Raw genomic sequence first — 23,485 nt, 5'->3', positions numbered from 1 at the left:
GACAGACCGGCACGGTCGATCTGCCCGCCGAAGTCGTCGCGCACGCCCAGCAGCGGGACTGGCCGCTCGACGCCGTGTTCGCCGCGGCATGGCAGGCATTGCTCGTCCGGATGGCCGGCGGCGTCGTCCGGATCGCCCCGGCGGCGGCTAACCGGCCGCACGCGGAGATGCGGCACGCGGTCGGCTCGTACGTCCAGTGGCTGCCGCATGCCACGGCGGTCGACCCGGCACAGACGTTCGCCGAGTCCGTCGCCGCGGTGGCGGACCAGACCCGAAAGCTGACGGAAAACCAGGAATTCTTCGACGCGGCCACCTTCGGCGAGACCCCGGCAGCGCGTGCCGGATTCGCCTGGACCGATCTGTCGACGCAGTCGGACTGGCGGGTCGCTTTCGCGGTCGCACACCGCGAACCGTTCCCAGTCCTGCTCGACGGGATGCGTTGCGGCACAACGATCCGGCTGGCGCTGCACCACGACACCGCCCGGCTGACCACCGACGACGCGCGCCGGTTGGCAGAGATGTACGGGTGCCTGCTCGCCGCCGCGGTGCGGGAGCCGGCGGCGCGGGTCGGATCGCTGCCGATGTCCCCGAGCGAAGAGTCGCGCCGCGCACTGGCCGCTGGGCTGCCCGCGGCCCCGGCAGCGGACCCGGACCGCTGCGTGCACACGATGTTCGAGGAGCAAGCGGCGCTCCGGCCGGACCAGACGGCGGTCGTCGCGGGAGAGGACCGGCTCACCTACCGGCAGTTGAACGAGCAGGCGAACCGGATCGCACACTGTCTGCGCCGGGCCGGCGTACAGCCGGAAGACCGGGTCGGTCTGGCGGCCGCGCGGGGAACCGGCTTGCTCGCCGGGCTGCTGGGCGTGCTGAAGTCCGGCGCGGCGTATCTGCCGGTCGACGCCGACCTCCCAGCGGCCCGCCGCGACGCCCTGTTCGAGCAGGCCGGCGTGCGACTGGTCCTGGCCGAAGGCGGTGCGGGCACGATCGACCTCGCCGACCCGAGCCTGGCCGACGAACCGGTGACCGACCCGGTCGGCGGAGCAGGACTCGCCAACCTCGCGTACGTCATCTTCACGTCCGGCTCCACCGGCACGCCGAAGGGCGTCGCGGTCACGCACGACAGCCTGGCCCGCTATACGAGCGGCATCGCCGGCGTGCTGGATCTGCCCGCCGGCAGCGGCTACGGCATTGTCTCCACCTTCGCCGCCGACCTCGGGCACACAGTCGTCTACCCGTCGCTGTGCACCGGCGGCACGCTGCACGTCTTGTCCCGCGAGGTCGCCAACAGCCCGGCGCGGATGGCCGACTACGCGGACCGGAACCCGGTGGACTGCTTGAAGATCGTGCCCTCCCACCTGCGGGCGCTGCTGGACGGCCCGCGGCCGGCGGCGGTCCTGCCGAAGCGACGGCTGGTCCTCGGCGGCGAGGCGCTGGCCGCCGATCTGGTCCGGTCGGTGCGCGAACTGGCGCCAGACTGCCGGCTCCTCAATCACTACGGCCCCACCGAAACGACCGTCGGCGTGCTCAGCCACGAAGTCGCCGCGGCGGACGACCCGGTGCCGCTCGGCCGGCCGCTCCCGCACGCCCGGGTGCACGTGCTGGACGACCGGCTCGACCTCGCTCCCTTGTGGACAGTCGGCGAGGTGTGCGTGGGCGGTCCCGCGGTGGCCCGCGGCTACCTCGGCAGCCCCGCCGCCACCGCCGAGCGGTTCGTGCCCGACCCGCACCGGCCCGGCGAACGGCTTTACCGCACCGGCGATCTGGCCCGCCGGCGCGCCGACGGCACGCTGGTTTTCCTCGGCCGCAACGATGAACAGGTGAAGCTGCGCGGCTACCGCGTCGAACCGGCCGAGGTCGCCGCGGTGCTCCGCCGGCATCCGGGCGTCCAGGACGCGACCGTCGTGGTCCGCACCGGCGACGGCTCGCCGCACCTGGTCGGGTATGTCGTCGCCGACGCGAACCCGGAAGTTCTGCAAGCTCATTGCGCCGCGCACCTCCCGTCCTACCTGGTGCCGTCAGCGATCGTGCCGATCGACGCGATCCCGTTGACCGCCAACGGAAAGCTCGATCGTGCCGCGCTGCCCGAGCCGGCCAGCGCCGCCGCGTACGCGCCGCCGGAATCCCCAGCGGAAGAGACCCTCGCGGCCATCTGGGCCGAGCTGCTGCGGGTCGACCGGGTCGGCCGCCACGACGGCTTCTTCGCACTGGGCGGCGACTCGATCCTGGGCATCCAGGTGGTCTCGCGCGCGAACCAGGCCGGCCTGGCGGTGACGCCCCCGCTGCTGTTCCAGCACCCGACGATCGCCGCCCTCGCCGCCGCGTGCGCGACCGGCGCCGCGCCCGTCGAGGCGGAACAGGGACCGGTGACCGGACCTGTACCGGCGACGCCGATCCAGCGCTGGTTCCTCGGCCTGAACCTGCCCGATCCGTCGCACTACAACCAGACGATCTGCTTGCGCCCGCGGGAAACCCTGCGTGTCGAGCCGCTGCGGACCGCGCTGCACGCGTTGGTCTCCCACCACGACGCGCTGCGGCTGCGCCTGGTCCGCGCCGCCGACGGCGGCGGCTGGACGTTGGACAACGCGCCGATCGCCGAGCACGAACTGCTGCGCACTGCCGACGACCTCGAACCCGCCGTGGTGCAGGCACAGGAGGACATCGACATCGCGTCCGGCTGCCTGCTCCGTGCCGTCCTCGCCGGTGACCACGACGCTCAGCGACTGGTCCTGGTCGCACATCACCTCGGCGTCGACGGAGTGTCCTGGCGCATCCTGCTCGAAGACCTCGCGACCGCTTACCAGCAGGCCGCGGCCGGGCACCCGGTCCGACTGCCGGCGAAGACCACCTCATACCAGGACTGGGCCGTCCGGACCGCGGAGCGGGCGCACGCCTACGACCCGGAAATCCCGTACTGGACGGACCTGCTGACCGCAGCGCGCAACACCCGGATACCGCAGGACGAGTACCACGCCGACGGACCGGGCACCTACGGCGAGAGCCGGACGGTCGCCGTGGAACTGGATGCTTCCGCCACCGAAGCGCTGCTCGCACGGTCCGCGCAGACCTCCGTGCACGCCGCGGTGCTCGGCGCGCTCGGCCGGGTCCTGCGCAAATGGACCGGGCAGCCGGTGGTCGTGGACGTCGAGGGCCACGGCCGCGACGCCCGCGGGACGGACGTCGACCTGAGCCGCACCGCCGGCTGGTTCACCACCATCCACCCGGTGCGGCTGAGCGCCGACGGGGCCGCGCCGGCACCGTCCGGCGGCGTTGGCTACGGCATCCTGCGCCACCTCCGCTCGGACACCGCCACCGCCCGGCTGCGCGCGCTGCCCAGCCCGGCGATCCGGGTCAACTACCTGGGCCGCGGAACCGGTTCCGCTGGCGGCGCCGGACTGCTGGAACTGGTGCCCGACCGTCTCGGCAGCCCCGCGGACCCGGCGGCCCGGCGGCCGTACCTGCTCGACATCACCGCCGTCGAACTGGCCGGCCGGCTGCGGATGACCTGGGCGTACCGCCCGGCTGCCCACCGGGAACAGACCGTCGCGGCGCTCGCCGGGGACTGCCTGCGCGAACTCGCCGCCGACCCCGGCGCCGGCGCCCGCGCGGAACCGGAGCCCGGCTTCGCCGAGTCCGGCCTCGCCGACGCGGACCTGGCCGAGCTCATGGACGAACTCGACACGCTGCCCGCCGAGGGGGACGCATGACCGGACAGCACGCCCGCATCGAGCGCATCTACCCGCTCTCGCCGCTGCAGCAGGGCATGGTGTTCCACGCCCTGTACGAACCGGGCAAGGACCCGTACGTGGAGCAGGTGTCCTGCACGCTGACGGGCGAACTCGACGCGGCGGCGTTCCGGGACGCCTGGGCCGAAGTCGTGCACCGGCACGCCGCCCTGCGCACCGCGCTCCGCTGGACCGGGCAGGCGCAGGCACGGCAGGTCGTGCACCGGCAGGTCGCGTTGCCGTGGACGGAATCCGACCTCGCCGGGCTCGGCCCGCGCGAACAGGCCGCGGCCGTCGCGGAACTGGCCGAGCGGGACTGGGCTCGCGGCTTCGATCTCGCCCGCGCCCCGCTGTTCCGGCTGACCTTGGCCCGGCTCGGCGACCGGGAGCACCGTCTGGTGTGGACCAACCACCACGCGGTGCTCGACGGCTGGTCGCGTTCGCGGGTGTTCGGCGAAGTCATGACGCTCTACCGCGCCGCGGTCGCCGGCCAGGACGCCGAACTCGCGCCGGCGCCCGCCTTCGGCGACTACATCGCCTGGTATCAAGGACTCGACCTCGCGCAGGCGGAGAAGTTCTGGCGCGACACGCTGTCCGGCTTCACCGCGGCCACCCCGCTGCCGTTCGGAACCGCCGAGGCGAGCGAAGGCACCGGCTCGGTGCGGCGGGATCTGTCCGAATCCGCCACCGCCGCGCTGCGCGCGCTCGGCCGCGATCACGGGCTCACCGCCAGCACTCTCGTCCAAGCCGCGTGGACGCTGCTGCTGGCGCGGCACAGCGGGCAGTCCGACGTCCTGTTCGGGGCGACCGTCGCCGGGCGGCCGCCGGGCCTCGCCGGTGTCGAGGACATGGTGGGGTTGTTCATCAACACCGTGCCAGTGCGCGTCCGAGCGACCGGCGAGTCCGTCGCCGAATGGCTGGCGGACCTCCAGCGAGCATTCGTCGAACTCCGCCAATACGAGCACACGCCGCTGGCGGAGACGCAGCGTTGGGCCGAAGCGCCCGGAAACAGCCCGCTCTTCGAAAGCCTGGTGGTCTTCGAGAACTACCCGCTCGACGACCACACCGCAGGCAGTCCGCGCGTGGCCGACGTCAGCTTCCGCGAGCAGACGCACTATCCGCTCACTCTCGTCTCGGCACTCGCCGACCGGCTGACGCTGCGGCTGGCGTACGCGCGGAACCAGTACGACGAAGCGGGCGCGAGCGGGTTGCTGGCCGAGCTGGCGGGCCTGCTGGCCGCGCTCGTCGCGAATCTCGACGCACCCGTGGCCGCGCTCACCGCGCTCGCGCCGGAGCAGGAAGCGGCCCTCCTCGCGAGCTGGAACCCCGCCCCCGCAGCGGTTTCCGCCGGAGAAGGATCGCTGGTGGAACGCTTCCTCGTGCAGGCGCGCGAGCGGCCGGACGCCATCGCGGTCGTCTGGGGCGGAGAGCAGTTCACCTACCGCGCCGTCGCACGCCGGGCCGCTGGGCTGGCCGAGCAGTTGCGCTCGGCCGGAGTCGGCCGCGAGGTGCTGACCGGAGTGCTGCTGGACCGCGGCCCGCAGCAGGTGATCGCCCTGCTGGCGTGTCACCTCGCCGGCGGCGCCTATCTGCCGCTGGACCCGGCGTATCCGCAGGAACGGCTGGACTATCTGGTGTCCGACAGCGGGCTCCCGGTTCTGATCAGCACCGTCGGCCTCGCCGACCGGATCCCGGACGGGCCGGCGGTGGTCTTCCTGGCCGGCATCGAAGCCGAACCGGCGCCGCCGCGGATCGACCCGGCCGACCTCGCCTACGTCATCTACACCTCCGGATCGACCGGGCAGCCCAAGGGCGTGCTGGTCCCGCACCGCAACGCGGCACGCTTGTTCGACGCCACCCGCCCGTGGTTCGGCTTCGACACCAGCGACGTGTGGAGCCTGTTCCACTCGGCGGCGTTCGACTTCTCGGTGTGGGAACTGTGGGGCGCGCTCGCGCACGGCGGGCGCTTGGTGCTCGTTGACGACCTGACCCGGCGCACGCCTGGCGAGTTCGCCTGTCTCGCCGACCTGCAGGCGGTCACCGTGCTCAACCAGACCCCCTCGGCGTTCCTGCCGCTGGCCGAGGTCGCCGGCGACCTGCCCAGCCTGCGCACGGTGGTCTTCGGCGGCGAAGCCCTGGCCGCGGACCGGTTGTCGCACTGGGCCGGGTTGCACGGCCTGGACCGGCCGCGGCTGGTGAACATGTACGGCATCACCGAAACCACCGTGCACGTCACTGGGCACGAGATCGGCGCGGCCGACCTCGACCCGGCCGCGGGCAGCGTCATCGGCCGTCCGATCCCGGACCTGCGCCTCTACCTGCTGGACGAGAACCTGCGTCCGGTGCCAGTCGGCCGGACCGGCGAACTGTACGTCGGCGGCGCCGGCCCGGCCCGCGGCTACCTGCGCCGCCCGGGCCTGACCGCGCAACGCTTCCTGCCCGATCCGTACGGCGCGCCCGGGGCGCGCATGTACCGCACCGGCGACCTGGCGCGGGCGCTGCCCGACGGCACGTTCGTCTACCTCGGACGCGCCGACGACCAGATCCAGGTCCGCGGCCACCGCGTCGAACCGGCCGAGGTCGAGGCGGCGCTGCGCGCGCACCCGCGGGTGACCGGCGCGCACGTGCGGCTCCGCGACGACCAGCTCGTCGCATATCTCACCGCTAGCGGCGAGGTCGGCGACCTGCGCGAGCACCTCGCGCAGCGCCTCCCCAGCTACCTCTTCCCGGCGCACTGCGTTGTCGTGGACGAATTCCCGCTCACCGCGCACGGCAAGATCGACCCGGCGGCGCTGCCGGAGCCCGGCCGCGAGCGCCCGAGCGTCGAGACGGCCGAGCCGCGGACGCCGCTGCAGGAGGTCGTCGCCGGGATCTGGCAACAGCTTCTGGGCATCGAGAACGTCGGCATCCATGACGACTTCTTCGCACTGGGCGGCCACTCCCTGATCGCCGCACAGGTCCACGCCCGGCTCCGGGCGGTGTTCGGCGTCGACGTGCCGCTGCGGGTGCTGTTCGCGCATCCCACCGTCGCGGAACTCGCCGAGCACGTCGAAGCCCGCCGCGATACGACCGCGGACCAGCGGCCGCCGCTGCGCGCTCAAGACCGCCCGGCGGAAGTGCCGTTGTCGTTCGCACAGCAGCGCGCCTGGTTCTTCGAGCAGTGGGCTCCGGACAGCCCGCTCAACACGATCATCGCCGGCCTGCGGCTCACCGGCGCCCTAGACGCGGCGGCCGTTGCCGCCGGGCTGACCGCGATCGCCGCGCGCCACGAACCCCTGCGCACCGCTTTCGGCGCCGGTGCCCCGCAACAAGTGGTCGCGCCGCCCGCGCCGATGCCGTTGCCGGTGGTGGACCTCCGCGACCTCGACGCGGACCGGGCTGCCGCAGTCGTCCGTCAGCTCGCCGCCTCGGAGGCCCGGCTGCGCTTCGACCTTCAGACCGGGCCGCTGGCCCGCGCGCGGCTGCTGCGCCTGGCCGAAGACGACCACGTGCTGTTGCTCGGCCTGCACCACACGATCGCGGACGGCCGTTCGCTCGAAATCCTGCTGGCCGAACTGACCGAGCTGTACACCGCGTACCGCGAACACCGTGAACCGGTACTCCCGGAACTTCCCTTCCAGTACGCGGATTACACCCTGTGGCAACGGTCCTGGTTGGACAGTGCTACGCTGGAACGGCAGCTCGCGCACTGGCGCGAGAACCTGGCCGGCGCGCCGGCGCTGCTCGAACTTCCCACCGACCGCCCCCGCCCGGCGGAGCTGGGATTCGACGGCGCGAGCCACGCGTTCACCGTGCCCGAACCGGTCCGGCAGATGCTGCACCAGGTGAGCCGGGAGATCGGCGCGACGCCGTTCATGACCCTGCTGGCCGCGTTCTCGCTGGTGCTCTCCCGCTACAGCGGCCAGGACGACATCGTGGTCGGCACGCCGATCGGGCAGCGCCCCACCGAGGAAGCCGAACGGCTGATCGGGTTCTTCACCAACACCTTGGTCCTGCGCACCGACCTCAGCGGCGACCCGACCTTCGCGCAACTGGTCGCCCGGGTCCGCGAAGGGTGCCTGGACGCCTACGCCAACCAGGACGTGCCGTTCGAGCAACTGGTGGAGGAACTGCGGCCGGCCCGGGATGCCAGCTACGCGCCGCTGGCCCAGGTGGGCTGCGACTACCAGCGGGTGTCCTCGCCCGAACTCGGCTGGCCGGGCGTGCGCGTCCGGCCGCTGGACCCGCCGCCCGGCAACGGAACGGCGAAGTTCGACCTGGCGCTCGCCCTGGTCGAGAGCCCGGATTCGCTGGCAGGCACGCTGATCTACAACACCGCCCTGTTCGAGCCGTCCACCGTCGAGCGGATCGCCGCCGTGCTGCTCGACGCGCTCGCCGCGCTGACGACCGAGCCGAACCGGCGGCTGCGCGACGCGCCGCTGCTGCCGCCTGCCGACCACGACCTGCTGACCCGCCGGTGGAACCACACCCCGGCCCTCGCGGCGCCAGCCCTCGGGTTCGCGGATCTCATTGCCGCACAAGCCGAACGGACCCCGGACGCGGTGGCGATCGCGATGGGCGGGCACCAGCTCACCTACGCCGCGCTCGACGCGCGCGCCACCCGGCTGGCCCAGCACCTGCGGGCCGCCGGAGCCGGACCGGACGTCCGGGTGGCGGTCTGCCTGGAGCGTTGTCCCGAACTGGTGATCAGCCTGCTGGGAATCATGAAGGCGGGTGCCGCTTACCTTCCGCTGGACCCGACCTATCCGGCCGACCGGCTGGCATACCTGATCGAAGATAGCCGCGCGCAGTTGCTGCTGTCGCAGCGAAATCTGCTCGACCGGTTGCCTCGGCACGAGAACGTCCTGCTGCTCGACGAGCAGTGGCCTGCCATCCGCGCGGAGCGCGACGACACCCCGCTGCCACCGGTCCCGCTGGACGCTGTCGCGTACGTCATCTATACCTCCGGCTCCACCGGCCGTCCAAAAGGGACGATGGTGCCGCACCGCGGCATCGCCGCGCTCGCCAATGCGCAGGCGAGCGCGCTGGGCGTCGGCAACGGGAGCCGCGTGTTGCAGTACGCGTCGCTGAGCTTCGACGCGTCGCTGCTGGAACTCGTCATGGCGCTGCCTTCCGGCGCGACGCTGAGCCTCGCACCGCGGGAACGACCGCTCCCTGGCCCGGATCTCGTTCAGCTACTGGACGAGCAAGCGGTCACCACGGTGATGCTGCCGCCGTCCGCGCTGGCGGTGACCCCGCACGCGGCGCTGCCGGCGCTGACCACCGTGACGGTCGGCGGCGAGGCGTGCTCGGCCGACCTGGTGCACCGGTGGGCGCCCGGCCGCCGCTTCCACAACCTGTACGGGCCCACCGAGGCGACCATCTGCACCGTCATGGCCGAATGCCGGCCGGGTGCGCCGGTGGCGATCGGTCGGCCGATCCCGGGCAGCACCGCGTACGTTCTCGACGCCGAGCTGCGTCCGGCGCCGATCGGCGTCCCCGGCGAACTGTGCCTCGGCGGCACCGGCCTGGCTCGCGGGTATCTGGGCCGGCCGGGGCTGACCGCGGATCGGTTCGTTCCGGATCCGTTCGGGCCGCCCGGCGCGCGGCTTTACCGCACCGGCGACCGGGTGCGGTTCCGTGCCGACGGGACGCTCGCTTTCCTGGGCCGGCTGGACGCCCAGGTGAAACTGCGCGGCTTCCGCATCGAGCCGGGCGAGATCGAAGCCGCGCTGCGGAGCGTGCCGGACGTGGCGGACGCGGCGGTGGTGCTGCGCGAGGACCAACCGGGCGCGCCCCGGCTGGTCGGGTACGCGGTGGCTAGCACCGGTGTCACGACCGACGAGCTGCGTGCGGCGTGTGCCCGCGATCTGCCGGAGTACATGATCCCGGCCGCGTTCGTGGTTCTCGACGAGTTCCCGTCACTGCCCAGCGGCAAGCTCGACCGTGCCGCGCTGCCCGCGCCCGGCGCGGACCGTCCGGAACTGGCGGCGTCCTACGCCGCGCCGTCGACCCGGACGGAGCGCACGATCGCCGACATCTGGGCGAAGGCGCTCGGGCTGGATCGAGTGGGTCGCGACGACGATTTCTTCGCCCTCGGCGGCGACTCGATCCTGAGCATCCAGGTGATCACCCAGGCGGCCAAGGCGGGCCTGCGGATCAGCCACAAAATGCTGTTCCAGAACCGGACTGTGCGCGCCCTCGCGGCCGCCGTCGAAGAAGCGGCCCCGACGGCAATCGGCTCCGGCGCCCAGGACGCGGTGTCCGGTCCGGTCCTGCCGACTCCGATCCAGCAGTGGTTCCTGGACCAGCACCTGCCGACACCGGCGTACTACAACCAGGCGCTGCTCGTACGTCCGCGCCGACCGCTGCACACCGAAGCGCTCCGTGCGGCGCTGCGCGAAGTGGTTGCCCACCATGACGTCCTGCGGTTGCGCGTCACGTCCGACGCCACGCTGGACATTGCCACCCCGTCGGCCGCCGCGCCGGTCGAACTGACCGTCGCCGACCTGGCGGACGCGGAGACCATCACCGAAGTAGCTGCTGAGGCGCACGCGAGCGTCGACTTGTCCGCGGGCTGCTTGCTTCGCGCTGTCCACATCAGACTGGCGGACAGCGAACGGCTGCTGCTGGTCGCGCATCACCTCGCCGTGGACGGGGTGTCCTGGCGGATTCTGCTGGAGGACTTGGCCATCGCCTATCACCAAGCGCTGCGCGGGGCGCCGCTCGCGCTCCCGGCCAAGACCACCGCCTTCCGGGACTGGGCCGCCGGCCTGGCCGAGCACGCGAACCACGCCGAGATCGGCGTCCAGATTCCTTATTGGACAGACGTGCTGGTCGACGCGCAGAACCAAGTCCTGCCGACCGATGCGGACCTCGACCTGGCAGGCGACACCTATGCCGCCGCCGGTTCGGTCACCGCCGCGCTCGACCCCGCCGCCACCGAAGACCTGCTCCGCTCCGCCGGCCCGGCCAGCGCGCACGAGCTGCTGCTGACCGCGCTCGGCCGCGCGCTGTGCGACTGGACCGGCACCGACCGGGCGGTGGTGGACGTGGAAAGCCACGGCCGGGAAGCCTTGCCCGGCATGACCATGGCCGCCGACCTGACCCGCACGGTCGGCTGGTTCACCGCGATCTACCCGCTCGTCCTGCCCGTCGCCGGACCGCCGCGGACCGCCGTCCGCAACGTCCGCGAAGCGATCCGCGCGCTGCCGGACGGCGGTCTGGGCTACGGGCTGCTGCGGCACGGCCGCTCCGACGCCGCGACCGAGCGGCTGCGCGCGCTGCCCGGCCCCGCGGTGTGCTTCAACTACCTCGGCCAGGTGGACCAGTCCTTCACGGGCGACTCGCCCTGGCTGCCCGCGGAAGAAAACACCGGGCCCGGCCAGTCGCCGGACACCCCGCGGCCGTATCTGATCGACGTGGTGGCGCTGGTCGCCGACGGCCGGCTCCGGATCACCGTGACGCACGGCGCGCGGCACCGGCGCGAGACCGTGGCCGGCTTGCTCGACGCACTCCGCGCGCACCTGCGCACCCTGCTGGCCGCCGTCCGGTCCGGCTCCGGCGACGCGCTCGTGCCCGCGGACTTCCCGCTGGCCGGCCTGGACCAGACCGCGCTCGATCGCCTCGCTGCCGCGGCCGACGGCGCGGTGGAAGACGTCTACCCGCTTTCGCCGATGCAGGAAGGGATGCTGTTCCACACCGTCCGCGAGGACGGGCCGGGCTCGTATGTGGTGCAGATGGCCGCCCGGCTGACCGGGAAGTTCGACCCCCGCCGGTTCCGCGCCGCCTGGCAGCGGGTGCTGAACCGGCACGCGGCGCTGCGCACGTCCTTCCACTGGGACCGGCTGGACCGTCCGCTCCAGGTCGTGCACCGGACTGTGCCCGCCGCCGTCGACACCGTGGACTGGAGTTCGCTGGACCGGGCGGAACAGGCCGGGCGCAGCGCGGAATTCCTGGCCGCGGACCGGGAACGCGGGTTTTCCCTCACCCGCCCGCCGCTGGTCCGCCTCACCCTGCTCCGGCTGGCCGACGAGGAATGGGAACTGGTCTGGACCCACCACCACCTGCTGCTCGACGGCTGGTCGATGCCGCTGGTCGTGCGCGAGCTGTTCGGCTGGTACGAAGCGCTCGGCGACGACGGCGCCCCGGCGATGCCGGCCGCTCCCGCCCGCCCGTACCGGGACTACATCGCTTGGTTGCAAGACCAGGACCCGGCGGAGGAGTTCTGGCGCGCCCGGCTGGGCGGTTTCGCCGCCGCCACTCCGCTTCCGGCGCGCACGCCCGGCCGGACCGAGGACGGGTACCGCACCGCGGAGATCCGGCTCCCCGAGGGCACGACCGAACAGCTGCGGCAGTTCGCCCGCGGCCTGGGCATCACGACCAGCACGCTGGTGAACGCCGTCTGGGCGGTGCTGCTCAGCCGGCACAGCGGCGAGGAAGACGTCGTGTTCGGCGTGACAGTCGCCGGCCGCCCGCCGGAACTGCCCGGCGTCGAGTCGATCGTCGGCCTGTTCATCAACACGCTGCCCGCGCGCGTCCGCCTGCCCCGGCGGCAGCCGGTCGGCGAGTGGCTGCGCGAACTGCACCAAGACCTCCTGGAAATGCAGAGCAACGCCTACAGCCCGTTGGTGCGGATGCAGGCGTGCAGCGCGGTGCCGCGTGGCAGCAGCCTGTTCGAGAGCATCGTCGTGTTCGAGAACTACCCGGTGGACGAGGCCGCGGGCCAAGCCCTCACCGGAGTCGAGGCACGCCAGGTGCACGCCGTCGAGCAGACCGACTACCCGCTGACCTTCAGCTCCGCTCCCGGCCCGCGGCTGCTGCTGTCGCTGCTCTACGACAACGGCCGCTACAGCGCGGATGCGGCCGAACAGCTGCTCGCCCAGCTGCGGCACCTGCTGACCGAATTCGCGAACCACCCCGAGCGACCGGTCGACGAAGTGTCCATTTTGGACGAAACCGCGCGCGAGGCCGTGCTGTCTCAAGGAACTCCCCCGGCCGCCCCGGCGCTCGAGGAACGTCCGTTGCACCGGCTGGCCGAGGAGCACGCCGAGCGCACGCCGGATGCGGTCGCGGTGGTCGCCGACGACCGGCAGCTCACCTATCGTGCGCTGAACGCACGCGCGAATCAGCTGGCCCGGGTGCTGCGGCAGCACGGCGTCGGGCCGGAGACACGGGTCGGGCTGCTGCTCGACCGCTCCCCCGGCCTGCTGGTCGCGTTGCTGGCAGTGCTCAAGGCAGGCGGCGCTTACGTGCCGCTCGACCCGGGCGCGCCGGCGGACCGGAATCACCGGCTGATCGGCGACGCCGGAATCCGGCTGCTGGTGTCCGACCAGAACCTGAGCAATGCGCCCGTGCCGGCGGTCCCGGTCGGCTCCGGCGGCTCCGAGTCCGCGAAGAACCTGCCCGGCACGACCTTGCCGGACAGCCTGGCCTACGTCGTGCACACCTCCGGTTCGACCGGACGGCCGAAGGGCGTGCAGGTCAGCCACCGCAACCTGAGCGCCGCTGCGGCCGCCTGGCGCAGTGCGTACGCGCTGTCCGACGAGGATCGGCACCTGCAAATGGCAGGCGTGACCTTCGACGTGTTCACCGGCGACGTCACCCGCGCGCTGAGTTCAGGCGCGGCCCTCGTGCTGTGCCCGCGCGAACTGCTGCTCGACCCGGCCACCCTGGCCCGGCTCCTGGACGAGCAGCAGATCACTGCGGCCGAGTTCGTGCCAGTGGTGCTCCGTTACGTTGTGGAGGCCGTGCGGTCGTCGGGCGGCCGGTTGCCCGCGCTGCGGTTGCTGGTGTCCGGCGCGGACGCTTGGCCGGCCCGCGATCGCGCGGCCGCCGCGCGGATCGGCGGCGAGCACACCCGCGTCGTCAACTCCTACGGCGTCACCGAAGCCACCGTCGACAGCACGTGTTTCGACGGCGACCTCGCCGAAGCCGGCGACGCGCTTGTCCCGGTCGGCCGTCCGCTCGGCGCGACCCGGGTGTACGTACTGGACCGGTCCGGCACGCCGGCACCGTCCGGCGCGCCCGGCGAACTCCACCTCGGCGGACCGCAGGTGGCCCGCGGGTACTCGGGCCGGGCCGGGCTGACCGCCGACCGTTTCGTGCCCGATCCGTGGGGCGATCCGGGCGACCGGCTCTACCGCACCGGCGACCGGGCGCGCTGGCGCGCTGACGGCGAACTGGAGTTCCTGGGCCGTCTCGACGACCAGGTGAAGCTGCGCGGCGTGCGGATCGAACCCGGCGAAGTGGAAGCGGCGCTCGCCGCGCATCCGGCCGTGCGCGCCGCGGCCGTCGCCGTCCAGGCCGATGCTCGCGGCGAACCGCGGCTGGTCGGCTACGTCGTCGTGGACGGCGAAGACGATCTGCTGGCGGAAGTCCGCGCGACGGCGGCGCGGCTGCTGCCCGCGTCGATGCTGCCCGCCGTTCTCGTGGTGCTGGATGCCTTGCCGCTGACCGCGAACGGAAAGCTCGACCGGTCCGCGTTGCCGGCCCCGGAGACGCCCGGAGCCGCCGAGGACTACGACCCGCCGGAGACGGCCGCCGAACGCGCGGTCGCCGAGGTCTGGGCGGAAGTTCTCGGCGTGCCACGGGTCTCGGCGACGGACAACTTCTTCGCCCTCGGCGGCGATTCGATCGTCAGCCTCCAGGTCGTGGCCCGGATGCGGGCCGCGGGCTGGGCCGTCAGCCCGAAGCAGGTGTTCGACCACCAGACCGTCCGGGCGCTGGCGGCGGTCGCGGTCCCCGCCTCGCCCGCATCGCACGCCGAGCAAGGGGTGGTGACCGGCTCGCTGCCGCTCACTCCGGTCCAGGCGACGTTCTTCGCCGAACAGCACCCGGCCCCGCACCACTACAACCAAGCGGTGCTGCTCCGCGCGCGCGGCCCGATCGACACCGAAGCCCTCGAACGGGCGTTGCACCTGCTGGTCCGGCACCACGACGCGCTGCGGATGCGATTCCGGCGCACCGAAGACGGCTGGGTGCAAGAGCAGGCCGGGCTGGCCGGACTGCCGTCGCGACTGCTCGCCGTGGAAGACCTCAGTGCGGCCGACGATCCCTCCGCGGCGGTCGAGGCCCGCGCCGCCGCCGCGCAGCGCACCCTCGACCTCGACGCCGGGTTGCTGCTGCGCGCGGTGTGGTTCGACCTCGGCGCCGACCGTCCGGGCCGGTTGCTGCTGGCGGTGCACCATCTTGCGGTCGACGGCGTGTCGTGGCGAATCCTGCTGGAGGACTTGGCCCACGCGTACACCCGAGAACGCGACGGGGCCCCGGCCGAGCTGCCGGCCAAGACCACGGCGTTCCGGGACTGGGCGCAGGCGCTCGCCAAACACGCGCACAGCGACGAGATCGGCGCGCAGACCGGCCATTGGCTCTCCGTCGCGCGTGCCGGTGCCGAATCCGGTCTCCCGCTGGACCTGCTGCCCGAGGCGGACGAGGGTCTGGAGGACGTCAACACCCGGGCGCAACTGGCCGCGGTGACCCGCGAACTGGACGAGGAAACGACCCGGCTCCTGCTGCACGACGTGCCTCCGGCCTACCGGGCACGCATCGACGAGGTGCTGCTGACCGCGGTCGGCTCCGCGATCGCGGGCTGGGCGGGCGAGCCTTCGGTGCTGGTGGACCTGGAAGGCCACGGGCGCGAGGATTTCGGGGCCGCACTGGACGTCTCCCGCACCGTCGGGTGGTTCACCAGCGTCTACCCGGTCCTGCTGGCCCCCGATCCGCACGACCCGGCGGCCGCGCTGCGGCACGTCAGGCAGCGGATGCGGGAGGTGCCCGAACGCGGCCTCGGCTACGGCCTGATCCGCCATTCGCGCACCGGCGACCCGGCCGCGGCACAGCTGGCGGACCTGCCGTCCGCGGCGGTCTGCTTCAACTACCTCGGCCGGCTGGACGCCGGATTCGGCGGGACCGGGCCGTGGGAGCCGGCCGCCGAGGCGGAAGGGCCGGGCCAGGACGCCCGCGCACCCCGGCCGTACCTGCTGGAGGTCGACGCCATGGTGCTTTCCGGGCGGTTGCGGTTCACCTGGTCCTACAGCGACCGCCTGCACACCGAGGCGACCGCCGCCGGGCTCGCGGACCAGTGCGTCGCCGTGCTGCGGACCCTGGTCGAGCGCCGCCGCGAGGCGGAGGCGGCCGGGCCGTCCCCCGACGTGACCGGGGTAGCCCTAGCCCCTGGCGAGCTGGACGACCTGCTCGCCGGTTTCCGGACGCCATGACGATCTCCCCAGGAGCGCCGCCCGCGATGCCCGAGCAGACCACCGTCGAGAGCATTCACCCGTTGTCCCCGCTGCAGCAGGGCATGTTGTTCCACGCCCTCTACTCACCGGACGACGACGTGTACGTCGAGCAGTTCAGCTGCCGGTTCGACGGGCCGCTGGACGTGCCGGCGTTCCGCGCCGCCTGGACGGGGGTCGTGACGCGGCATCCGGCGTTGCGCACGTCGTTCCACGCCCTCGAAGGCGAACAGCCGGTGCAGGTGGTGCACCGCGGATTCGAGCTGCCGTGGACCGAACACGACTGGCGGGCCGCGGCACCTGCTCCGGACCGCCTGCCGGAGTTCCTCGCCGCGGACCGGGCGGCGGGCATCGACCCGGCCACGCCGCCGCTGCACCGGTTCTCGCTGCTGCGGGTAGCCGACGACGCGTACGTGTTCGTGTGGACGCACCACCACCTGCTCCTGGACGGCTGGTCCATGCCGCTGGTGCTGAACGAAGTGACCGCCAGGTACGCGGCGCTGCGCCGCGGCGAGGACGCGGATCTTCCGCCGATGCGGCCGTATCAGGACTACCTGACCTGGCTGGCCGCGCAGGACCAGGCGAAAGCTGAGGAGTTCTGGCGCGCACGGCTGGGCGGGTTCGCCGCCGCCACCCCGCTGCCGCTGCGCGCCGAAGAACCGGCACCGGCACAAGGCTTTCTCTCCGTCGAAGAGGTGCTGTCCGAGGAGTCGACGGCGGAGCGGACCGCGACTGCCCAGGCCAGCGGGCTCACCATCGGCACCGTCGTGCAGGCAGCGTGGTCGTTGGTGCTCGCCCGGTTCAGCGGCGCCTCGGACGTCGTGCACGGCGCTACGACCTCCGGTCGTCCGCCGGAACTGCCGGGCGTGGAAGACATCGTGGGCATGTTCATCAACACGCTTCCGGTACGCACCCGCGTCGAGGGCCGGCGGCAGGTCCTGGAGTGGCTGCGCGAAACGCAGGCGGACTTCGCCACCGCGCGCGGGCACGAGCACATCCCGCTGGTGCGTGCCCAAGGCTGCAGTGACGTGCCGCGCGGCGAGCCGCTGTTCGACAGTCTGGTCGTGGTCGAGAACTTCCCGGTTACCGCCGCGGCGGAGAACGCCTTCGACGGCATCGCCGTCACCTCGGTCCAGGCCACCGAACAGACCAACTATCCGCTTACGGTCGTTGCGCTGCCGGGACGTTCGCTTCGGTTGCGGCTGCTTTGCGACCGGCGCTGGTACACCGAAGAGACCGCCCGCGCGGTCGCCGGCGCGCTGCGCGCCGCGGTGACGGGTCTGCTCGAAAACCTGGACCGGCGCGTGGACGACGTGCCGATCATGTCCGACGCCGCGGCCGCGGCACTGGCACAGCGGTGGAACGCCACCCGCGGCGACTACCCGCGCGACCGCTGTGTGCACGCGCTGGTCGCAGAACAAGCAGCGCGCACTCCAGACGCCGTAGCGGTCGTGCACGGCGAACAGCACCTCACCTACCGCGCGCTGGTCGTGCGCGCCGCCCGCCTGGCCGCGGCGTTGCGGGCGTTGGGCGTCACGCCCGGTTCCTGCGTGGGCGTCTGCCTGGACCGGTCCCCCGAACTGATCGCCGCGATGCTCGGCACTCTGCGCGCCGGTGCGGCGTACGTCCCGCTTGCCCCCTCCTACCCGGCACAGCGCCTGGAGTTCATGGCTCAGGACAGCGGGATCTCTGTCGTGCTCACGGTAAAAGCGTTGCAGCACAACGTTCCCGACAGAGTGCGCACCCTGCTCCTTGACGACCCCGGAACCTGGCCGACCGGCGACGACGCGGCGGTCACGGTAACCGCGGACGCGCCCGCGTACGTGATGTACACGTCCGGTTCCACCGGAACTCCCAAGGGCGTCACAGTTCCGCACCGGGCGATCGTCCGGCTCGTCCGCGACACCGATTACGTTTCGCTGCGAACCGACGACCGGATCGCTTTCGCGGCAACCACCGCCTTCGACGCGGCGACTTTCGAACTGTGGGGCGCACTGCTGTCCGGTGCCGCAGCGGTGGTCGCGGCCAAACAGCAGGCGCTGGACCCGGTTGGCTACGCGGCGCTGATCCGCGAGCAGGCGATCACGACGCTGTTCATGACCACCGCGCTGTTCAACCAGTTCGCCGCAGGCGTACCGGACGCGTTCGCGCCGATGCGCCAGGTGCTTTTCGGCGGTGAAGCAGTCGATCCGGCCGCCGTCCGCAGAGTGCTGGCCGCCGGTGCGCCGCAGCGACTGCTGCACGTCTACGGCCCGACCGAGAGCACCACTTTCGCAACCTGGCACCTGGTCGAAGCCGTCGGCGAACAGGACCGTACGGTGCCGATCGGCACCGCGATCGCCAACACCACCGCGTACGTGCTCGACCGCGCGGCACAGCCAGTACCGCCCGGCGCGGCTGGCGAACTGTTCCTCGGCGGAGACGGTCTGGCGCACGGCTACCGCGGTCACCCGGCGCGGACCGCGGAACGCTTCCTGCCGGATCCGTTCGGGCCGCCGGGAAGCCGGCTCTACCGCACCGGCGACCTGGTGCGCACCCGCGCCGACGGCGCGATCGTGTTCCTCGGCCGCGCCGATCACCAGATCAAGCTGCGCGGCTTCCGGATCGAGCTGGACGAGGTGGCCGCTGCCCTGCGCACAGCTGACTCGGTCACCGACGCAGTGGTCCTGCTCCGCGAGGACATCCCTGGCAATCCCCAGCTCGTCGCGTATGTCACTGGCACCCCGCCACTGGCCGAACTGCGCGCTCACTGCGCCCGCACGATGCCCGACCACATGATCCCCGCTGTGTTCGTGCCGCTGCCCCGATTTCCCTTGACTGCCAACGGAAAGCTGGACCGGAAGACCCTCCCCGCGCCCGAATGCCGCACCGACGAAGCCGACCCTGGCTATGTCGCGCCGCGGCCGGGCACCGAAGAACTGGTCGCCGAACTGTGGGCGCACGTGCTGCACGTCGACCGGGTGAGCCGGGACGCGAACTTCTTCGACCTCGGCGGCCATTCGCTGACCGCGACCCAGCTGCAAACCCGGCTGCGCCGCGCGTTCGGGGCGGACGTGCCGCTCCGCACCATCTTCACCGCCGCCGACCTCGCCGGTCTCGCCGCCGAACTCGACGCGGTGCGCCGGGACGCGACCAGCGTCGCATCCCCGCCGCCGCGTCCAGCCGACCGGACCGCGCCGTTGCCGCTGTCGTTCCCACAGCGGCGGCTCTGGTTCCTCGAACAGTGGGAACCGGGCACCGCGCTCTACCACATCTCCGGCGCGCTGCGGCTGCGCGGCAGGCTCGACGTGCCCGCGCTGCGCGCCGCCTGGCAGGCCGTCGTCGACCGGCACGAAGTACTGCGCACCCACGTGTCCGCGACGTCACCGGACGACCCCCGCCAGACCGTGACCGCGCAGTTGACCGCCGCCGTCCCGGTGGTCGATCTGACCGACGCCTCCGCCGAAGCGCGGGAAGTCGTGCGGACCGCGCTGAAAACGCCGTTCCGGCTCGCCGAGGGCCCGCTGTGGCGGCTGGTGCTGGTCCGCACGAGCCCGGAGGAGCACGTCCTCGCGATCTGCCTGCACCATCTGATCGCCGACGGCGAGTCCATCGGCTTGCTCCTGCACGAACTCGGCGCGCAGTACCGGGCGCGCGGCCGAGCGGACCTGCCCGCGCTGCCCGTGCAGTACGGCGATTACGCGGTCTGGCAGCACCGCACGCTCACCGACGATCGGCTCGCCGCCGACCTCGTCTATTGGCGCGAGACGCTCAGCGGGCTCCCGCCCGTCACCCTGCCCGCCGACCGGCCGCGCTCGGCCGACGCCAGCTCCGAGGCCGCCCGCTGCGCCGTCGCCCTTCCGTCCGAAGTGGACGGACAGCTCAGCGCGCTCTGCCGCCACGCGGGCGTGACCCGGTTCATGGCGCTGTACGCGGCTTTCGCCGCCGCGCTTGGGCTGACTCGCGACCTGTCCGAGGTCGTGGCCGGCACCCCGACCGCCAACCGCGACCACGAGGAACTGGAGGGACTGATCGGGTTCTTCGTGAACACCCTGGTGCTGCGGCTGGACCTGGGCGGCGACCCGGCGTTCCGGGAACTGCTCGGCCGCACCCGGGAAACCTGCCTCGGCGCCTACGCCCACCAGGCGGTCCCGTTCGAGCGCCTGGTGACCGAACTCGCGCCGGACCGCGCCGCCGGCCGCCTGCCGCTGTTCCAGACCTGGTTCGTCGTGCAGGACGCGCCGCCCGCGGCCGAGGCGTTCCCCGGCATCGAGGTGTCGCCGGCCGGCGACCCGGACCGGCTCGCGCGCTACGACCTGCGGCTGGACGTGCAGCGGTCCGGCGACGAAACCCGTGCCGTGTTCGAGTACAAGCCCGCCCTCTTCGAGCCGCCGGCGATCGCCCGGCTGGCCCGCCGGTTCGTCCGCGTGCTCGAACTGGTCACCGCCGACCCGGAGATCCGGTTGTCGGCGGTGTCCCGCCGGCTGGCCGAGTCCGAAGACCAGTCGCGCCGCGAACGCAGGAACGGGATGAGCCTCGCCGGGCTGCACCGGCTCAAGAACACCCGCCGCGCGGCCGCCCCGGACCTCGGAGACCGCGCATGACCGCGACGACCGGTCCGGCAGCGCACCGAAGCCGCGGCCCCGCGTCCGGCGAAAACCACGCTCGCCTCGTTCCCGCCCCCACCCCGGGGCCTGCACAGAAGAGGGTGCACTAGTGACCGCCACCGAGGGCTTCCCGCTCTCCCCGCAACAACGCCGCCTGTGGGAACTCCAGTGCGGGGGCCCGTCGCCGTACCGTAGCTGGTGCGTGCTCCGGCTAGCAGCCGGCACGACCTCCGGCCAGGCCGCCGCGGCGCTGGCCGAAGTGGTGGCACGGCACGAGATTCTCCGCACCACGTTCCAGTGCCCGGCCGAGGCGTCGGTCCCGCTGCAGGTCATCACCGACAGCGTGGACCGTCCGTTGGTGCCTGTGCACGACCTGCGCTCGGTGCCCGCCAGTGAGCGCGAAGCGGCCTACGCCGCGGTGAAAACCGCGTTCACCGAGACGCTCGATGTCGAAGCGCTCGGGGCCGCCCTGGTCGTGCTGGCCGACGATGCCCGCCTGCTGCTGCGACTGCCCGCCCTTTGCGCGGACGAGGCATCGATGCGGGTGCTCGCACAGGAAGTCAGCGACCAGCTCACCGGTGCCCCGCCGGGGACAGAACCGTTGCAGTACGCGGATTTCGCCCCATGGCAGGACGAACTGCTCACCGCGGCCGAGTTCGACCTCGAACGGGAGTACTGGCAGCGGCGGCTCGTCGCGGCGGATCTGCCCTTCGCCCGCACGTCCAGCGCGGGCTTCGCCCCGGCTGTGCTCTCCCTCGACCTCGACACGTCGCTGGGCGAGGAAGGCCCCGCCGTCGCGCTGGCCGGCTGGCACTTGCTGCTGCGCACGCTGACCGGGCAGGACGAGCTGGCGGTCGGCGTCCGGCTGCCGAACCGGGTCGCGGACGAGATGGCCGGTGCGCTCGGTCTGTACGAGAAGTACGCGCCCTCGCTCGCCCAGCCGCGGGCCGGTGAAACCGCCGCCGAATTCGTCGCGAAGGTCGCCGGCGAACTAGCCGAAATGGCGGATTGGCAAGGCTATTTCGACCAAACCCGGTGGCCCGACGGACCAGACCGCTCCCGCGCGATCGCGGCGGGCTTCGACTGGCGCCGCGGCGAATCCGGCGTCCTCGAAGAGGCCGAGACGATCACCGAACGATTCACCGTCCGGCTGTCCGGCCGCGAATACGACGGCCGGCTCCGGCTGTCCGTCTGGTTCGACTCGTCTGTCGTCGACGCCGCCGACATACAGATCCTCGCCGGGCAATACGGCGCAGTCCTGCGCTCGATCCGCAGCGACGGTGAGCAAGCCGCACTCGCCGTGCGCGTGCCCGCCGCACCCGCGCCCGCACCGGCCCGCCAGCCCGGCCCGGCCCAGTCCGTCCACCGCCGGTTCGCGGCGCACGCCCAGCGCGATCCCGGCGGCATCGCGGTGCGCTGCCTGGACGAAACGGTCACCCGGGCGGAACTCGACGCGCGCGCCGACCGGCTGGCGCGCCGGCTGCTGGCCGCGGGCGCCCGGCCCGATACGCCGGTCGGGCTGTGCCTGGACCGGACGATCGACCTGGTCGTCGCGGTGCTGGGCATCTTGAAGAGCGGTGCGGCTTACCTGCCGCTCGACCCGGCCGCGCCGCTGGCCCGCCGCCGCGCCTTGCTGGACCAGGCCGGTGCCCGGCTGGTCGTCGCCTCCGCCGAGCAGACCGGCCTCGCCGGCTCGGACCGCACCCTCGTCACCCCGGACAGCACCGAAGAACCCGCCATCACGCTGCCCACCGCCGGGGAGGCCGACGCCCGGCTCGCGTATGTGATCTTCACCTCCGGCTCGACCGGCACCCCCAAGGGCGTCGCGGTGAGCCACGCCAACCTGGCCGCCTACGTCGACGACGTGACCGCTCGCCTGGACCTGTCCGGCGGCACCAGCTACGCCATGCTGTCCACGCCCGCCGCCGACCTGGGCAACACCATGCTGTTCGCCGCGCTGAGCACCGGCGGCACGCTGGACCTGCTGCCCGCTGAGCACACCACTGACCCGGCGCGGCTCGTCGCACATCTGCGCAAGCATCCGGTCGACTGCGTGAAGATTGTGCCGTCGCACTTGCGCGCGCTCCTCGACGCGCCCGACGCGGCCGCCGTCCTGCCCGCGCGGTGGCTGGTACTCGGCGGCGAGGCTGCCGATTGGCCGCTCATCGCCGAGGTACGCCGTCTCGCCCCCGACTGCCGCGTCCTCAACCACTACGGTCCGACCGAGACTACGGTCGGCGCGCTCACGCACGAGCTGCACCCGGACGATTCGCGGGCGTTCCGCACCGTCCCGCTCGGCACCGCGCTGCCGCACAGCCGGGCCGAGATCCTGGACGACCGGCTCCAGCGGACCCCTGCCTGGGTCTCAGGCGAGATCTATCTCGGCGGCGCCGGCGTGGCCCGCGGCTATCTGGGCCGTCCGGGACTGACTGCGGACCGCTTCGTACCCGACCCGTTCGGACCGCCGGGCGCGCGCATGTACCGCACCGGCGACCGCGGCCGCCGGCTCGGCTCCGGAATCACCGAATTCCTCGGCCGCGCCGACGATCAGCTGAAACTGCGCGGGTATCGGGTGGAACCCGCGGAGATCCAAGCCGTGCTGCGCACCCATCCCGCGGTCCGCCAAGCCGTCGTAACGCTCCGGGAGGAAGGTCCGACGCTCACCGCTCACGTGGTCGCCCCCGGCACCGACCCCGCGGAGCTGCGCGCGCACTGCGCCGCGCACCTGCCCGAGTACATGGTTCCCGCCGCGATCCTGGCGATCGAGGCGATTCCGTTGACTGCCAACGGGAAAATCGACCACCGGGCGCTGCCCGCCCCCGAGCCCCGCGCAGTCGCCTACCAGCCGCCCCGCACCCCAGCCGAGGTAACGCTGGCCGATATCTGGCAGCAGGTCCTCCGCGTCGGGCGGGTCGGCCGCGACGACAACTTCTTCGCGTTGGGCGGCGACTCGATCCTGGCC

4 protein-coding genes are annotated in these 23,485 nt (G+C 72.8%); all 4 read left to right on the top strand.

Annotated elements, in window-relative coordinates:
- Positions 1–3,704: non-ribosomal peptide synthetase (locus D0D37_RS39250; RefSeq protein ID WP_116205647.1), on the top strand; the 3,704-nt coding region annotated here is incomplete at its 5' end.
- Positions 3,701–15,919, top strand: a complete 12,219-nt coding sequence (locus D0D37_RS39245) for a non-ribosomal peptide synthetase (RefSeq protein WP_116205646.1) — start codon at positions 3,701–3,703, stop codon at positions 15,917–15,919. The genes D0D37_RS39250 and D0D37_RS39245, both read left to right, overlap by 4 nt.
- 26 nt (positions 15,920–15,945) lie before the next feature.
- Entirely contained in the window at positions 15,946–20,520 is a 4,575-nt protein-coding gene (locus tag D0D37_RS39240) for a non-ribosomal peptide synthetase (RefSeq protein WP_162834706.1), read from the top strand.
- 112 nt (positions 20,521–20,632) lie between these two features.
- On the top strand, positions 20,633–23,485 hold a 2,853-nt coding region (locus D0D37_RS39235), incomplete at its 3' end, for a non-ribosomal peptide synthetase (RefSeq protein ID WP_162834705.1).

Origin of the sequence: Amycolatopsis circi, assembly GCF_003385235.1 — a bacterium.
GTDB classification, from domain to species: Bacteria; Actinomycetota; Actinomycetes; order Mycobacteriales; family Pseudonocardiaceae; genus Amycolatopsis; species Amycolatopsis circi.
This window is presented reverse-complemented; position numbering and strand designations above follow the sequence as displayed.

What these genes read in the sequence shown, in the direction of transcription:
- D0D37_RS39240 (WP_162834706.1), top strand. Translation starts at nt 15,946, where the DNA reads ATGCCCGAGCAGACCACCGTCGAGAGCATTCACCCGTTGTCCCCGCTG.
- D0D37_RS39245 (WP_116205646.1), top strand. Translation starts at nt 3,701, where the DNA reads ATGACCGGACAGCACGCCCGCATCGAGCGCATCTACCCGCTCTCGCCG.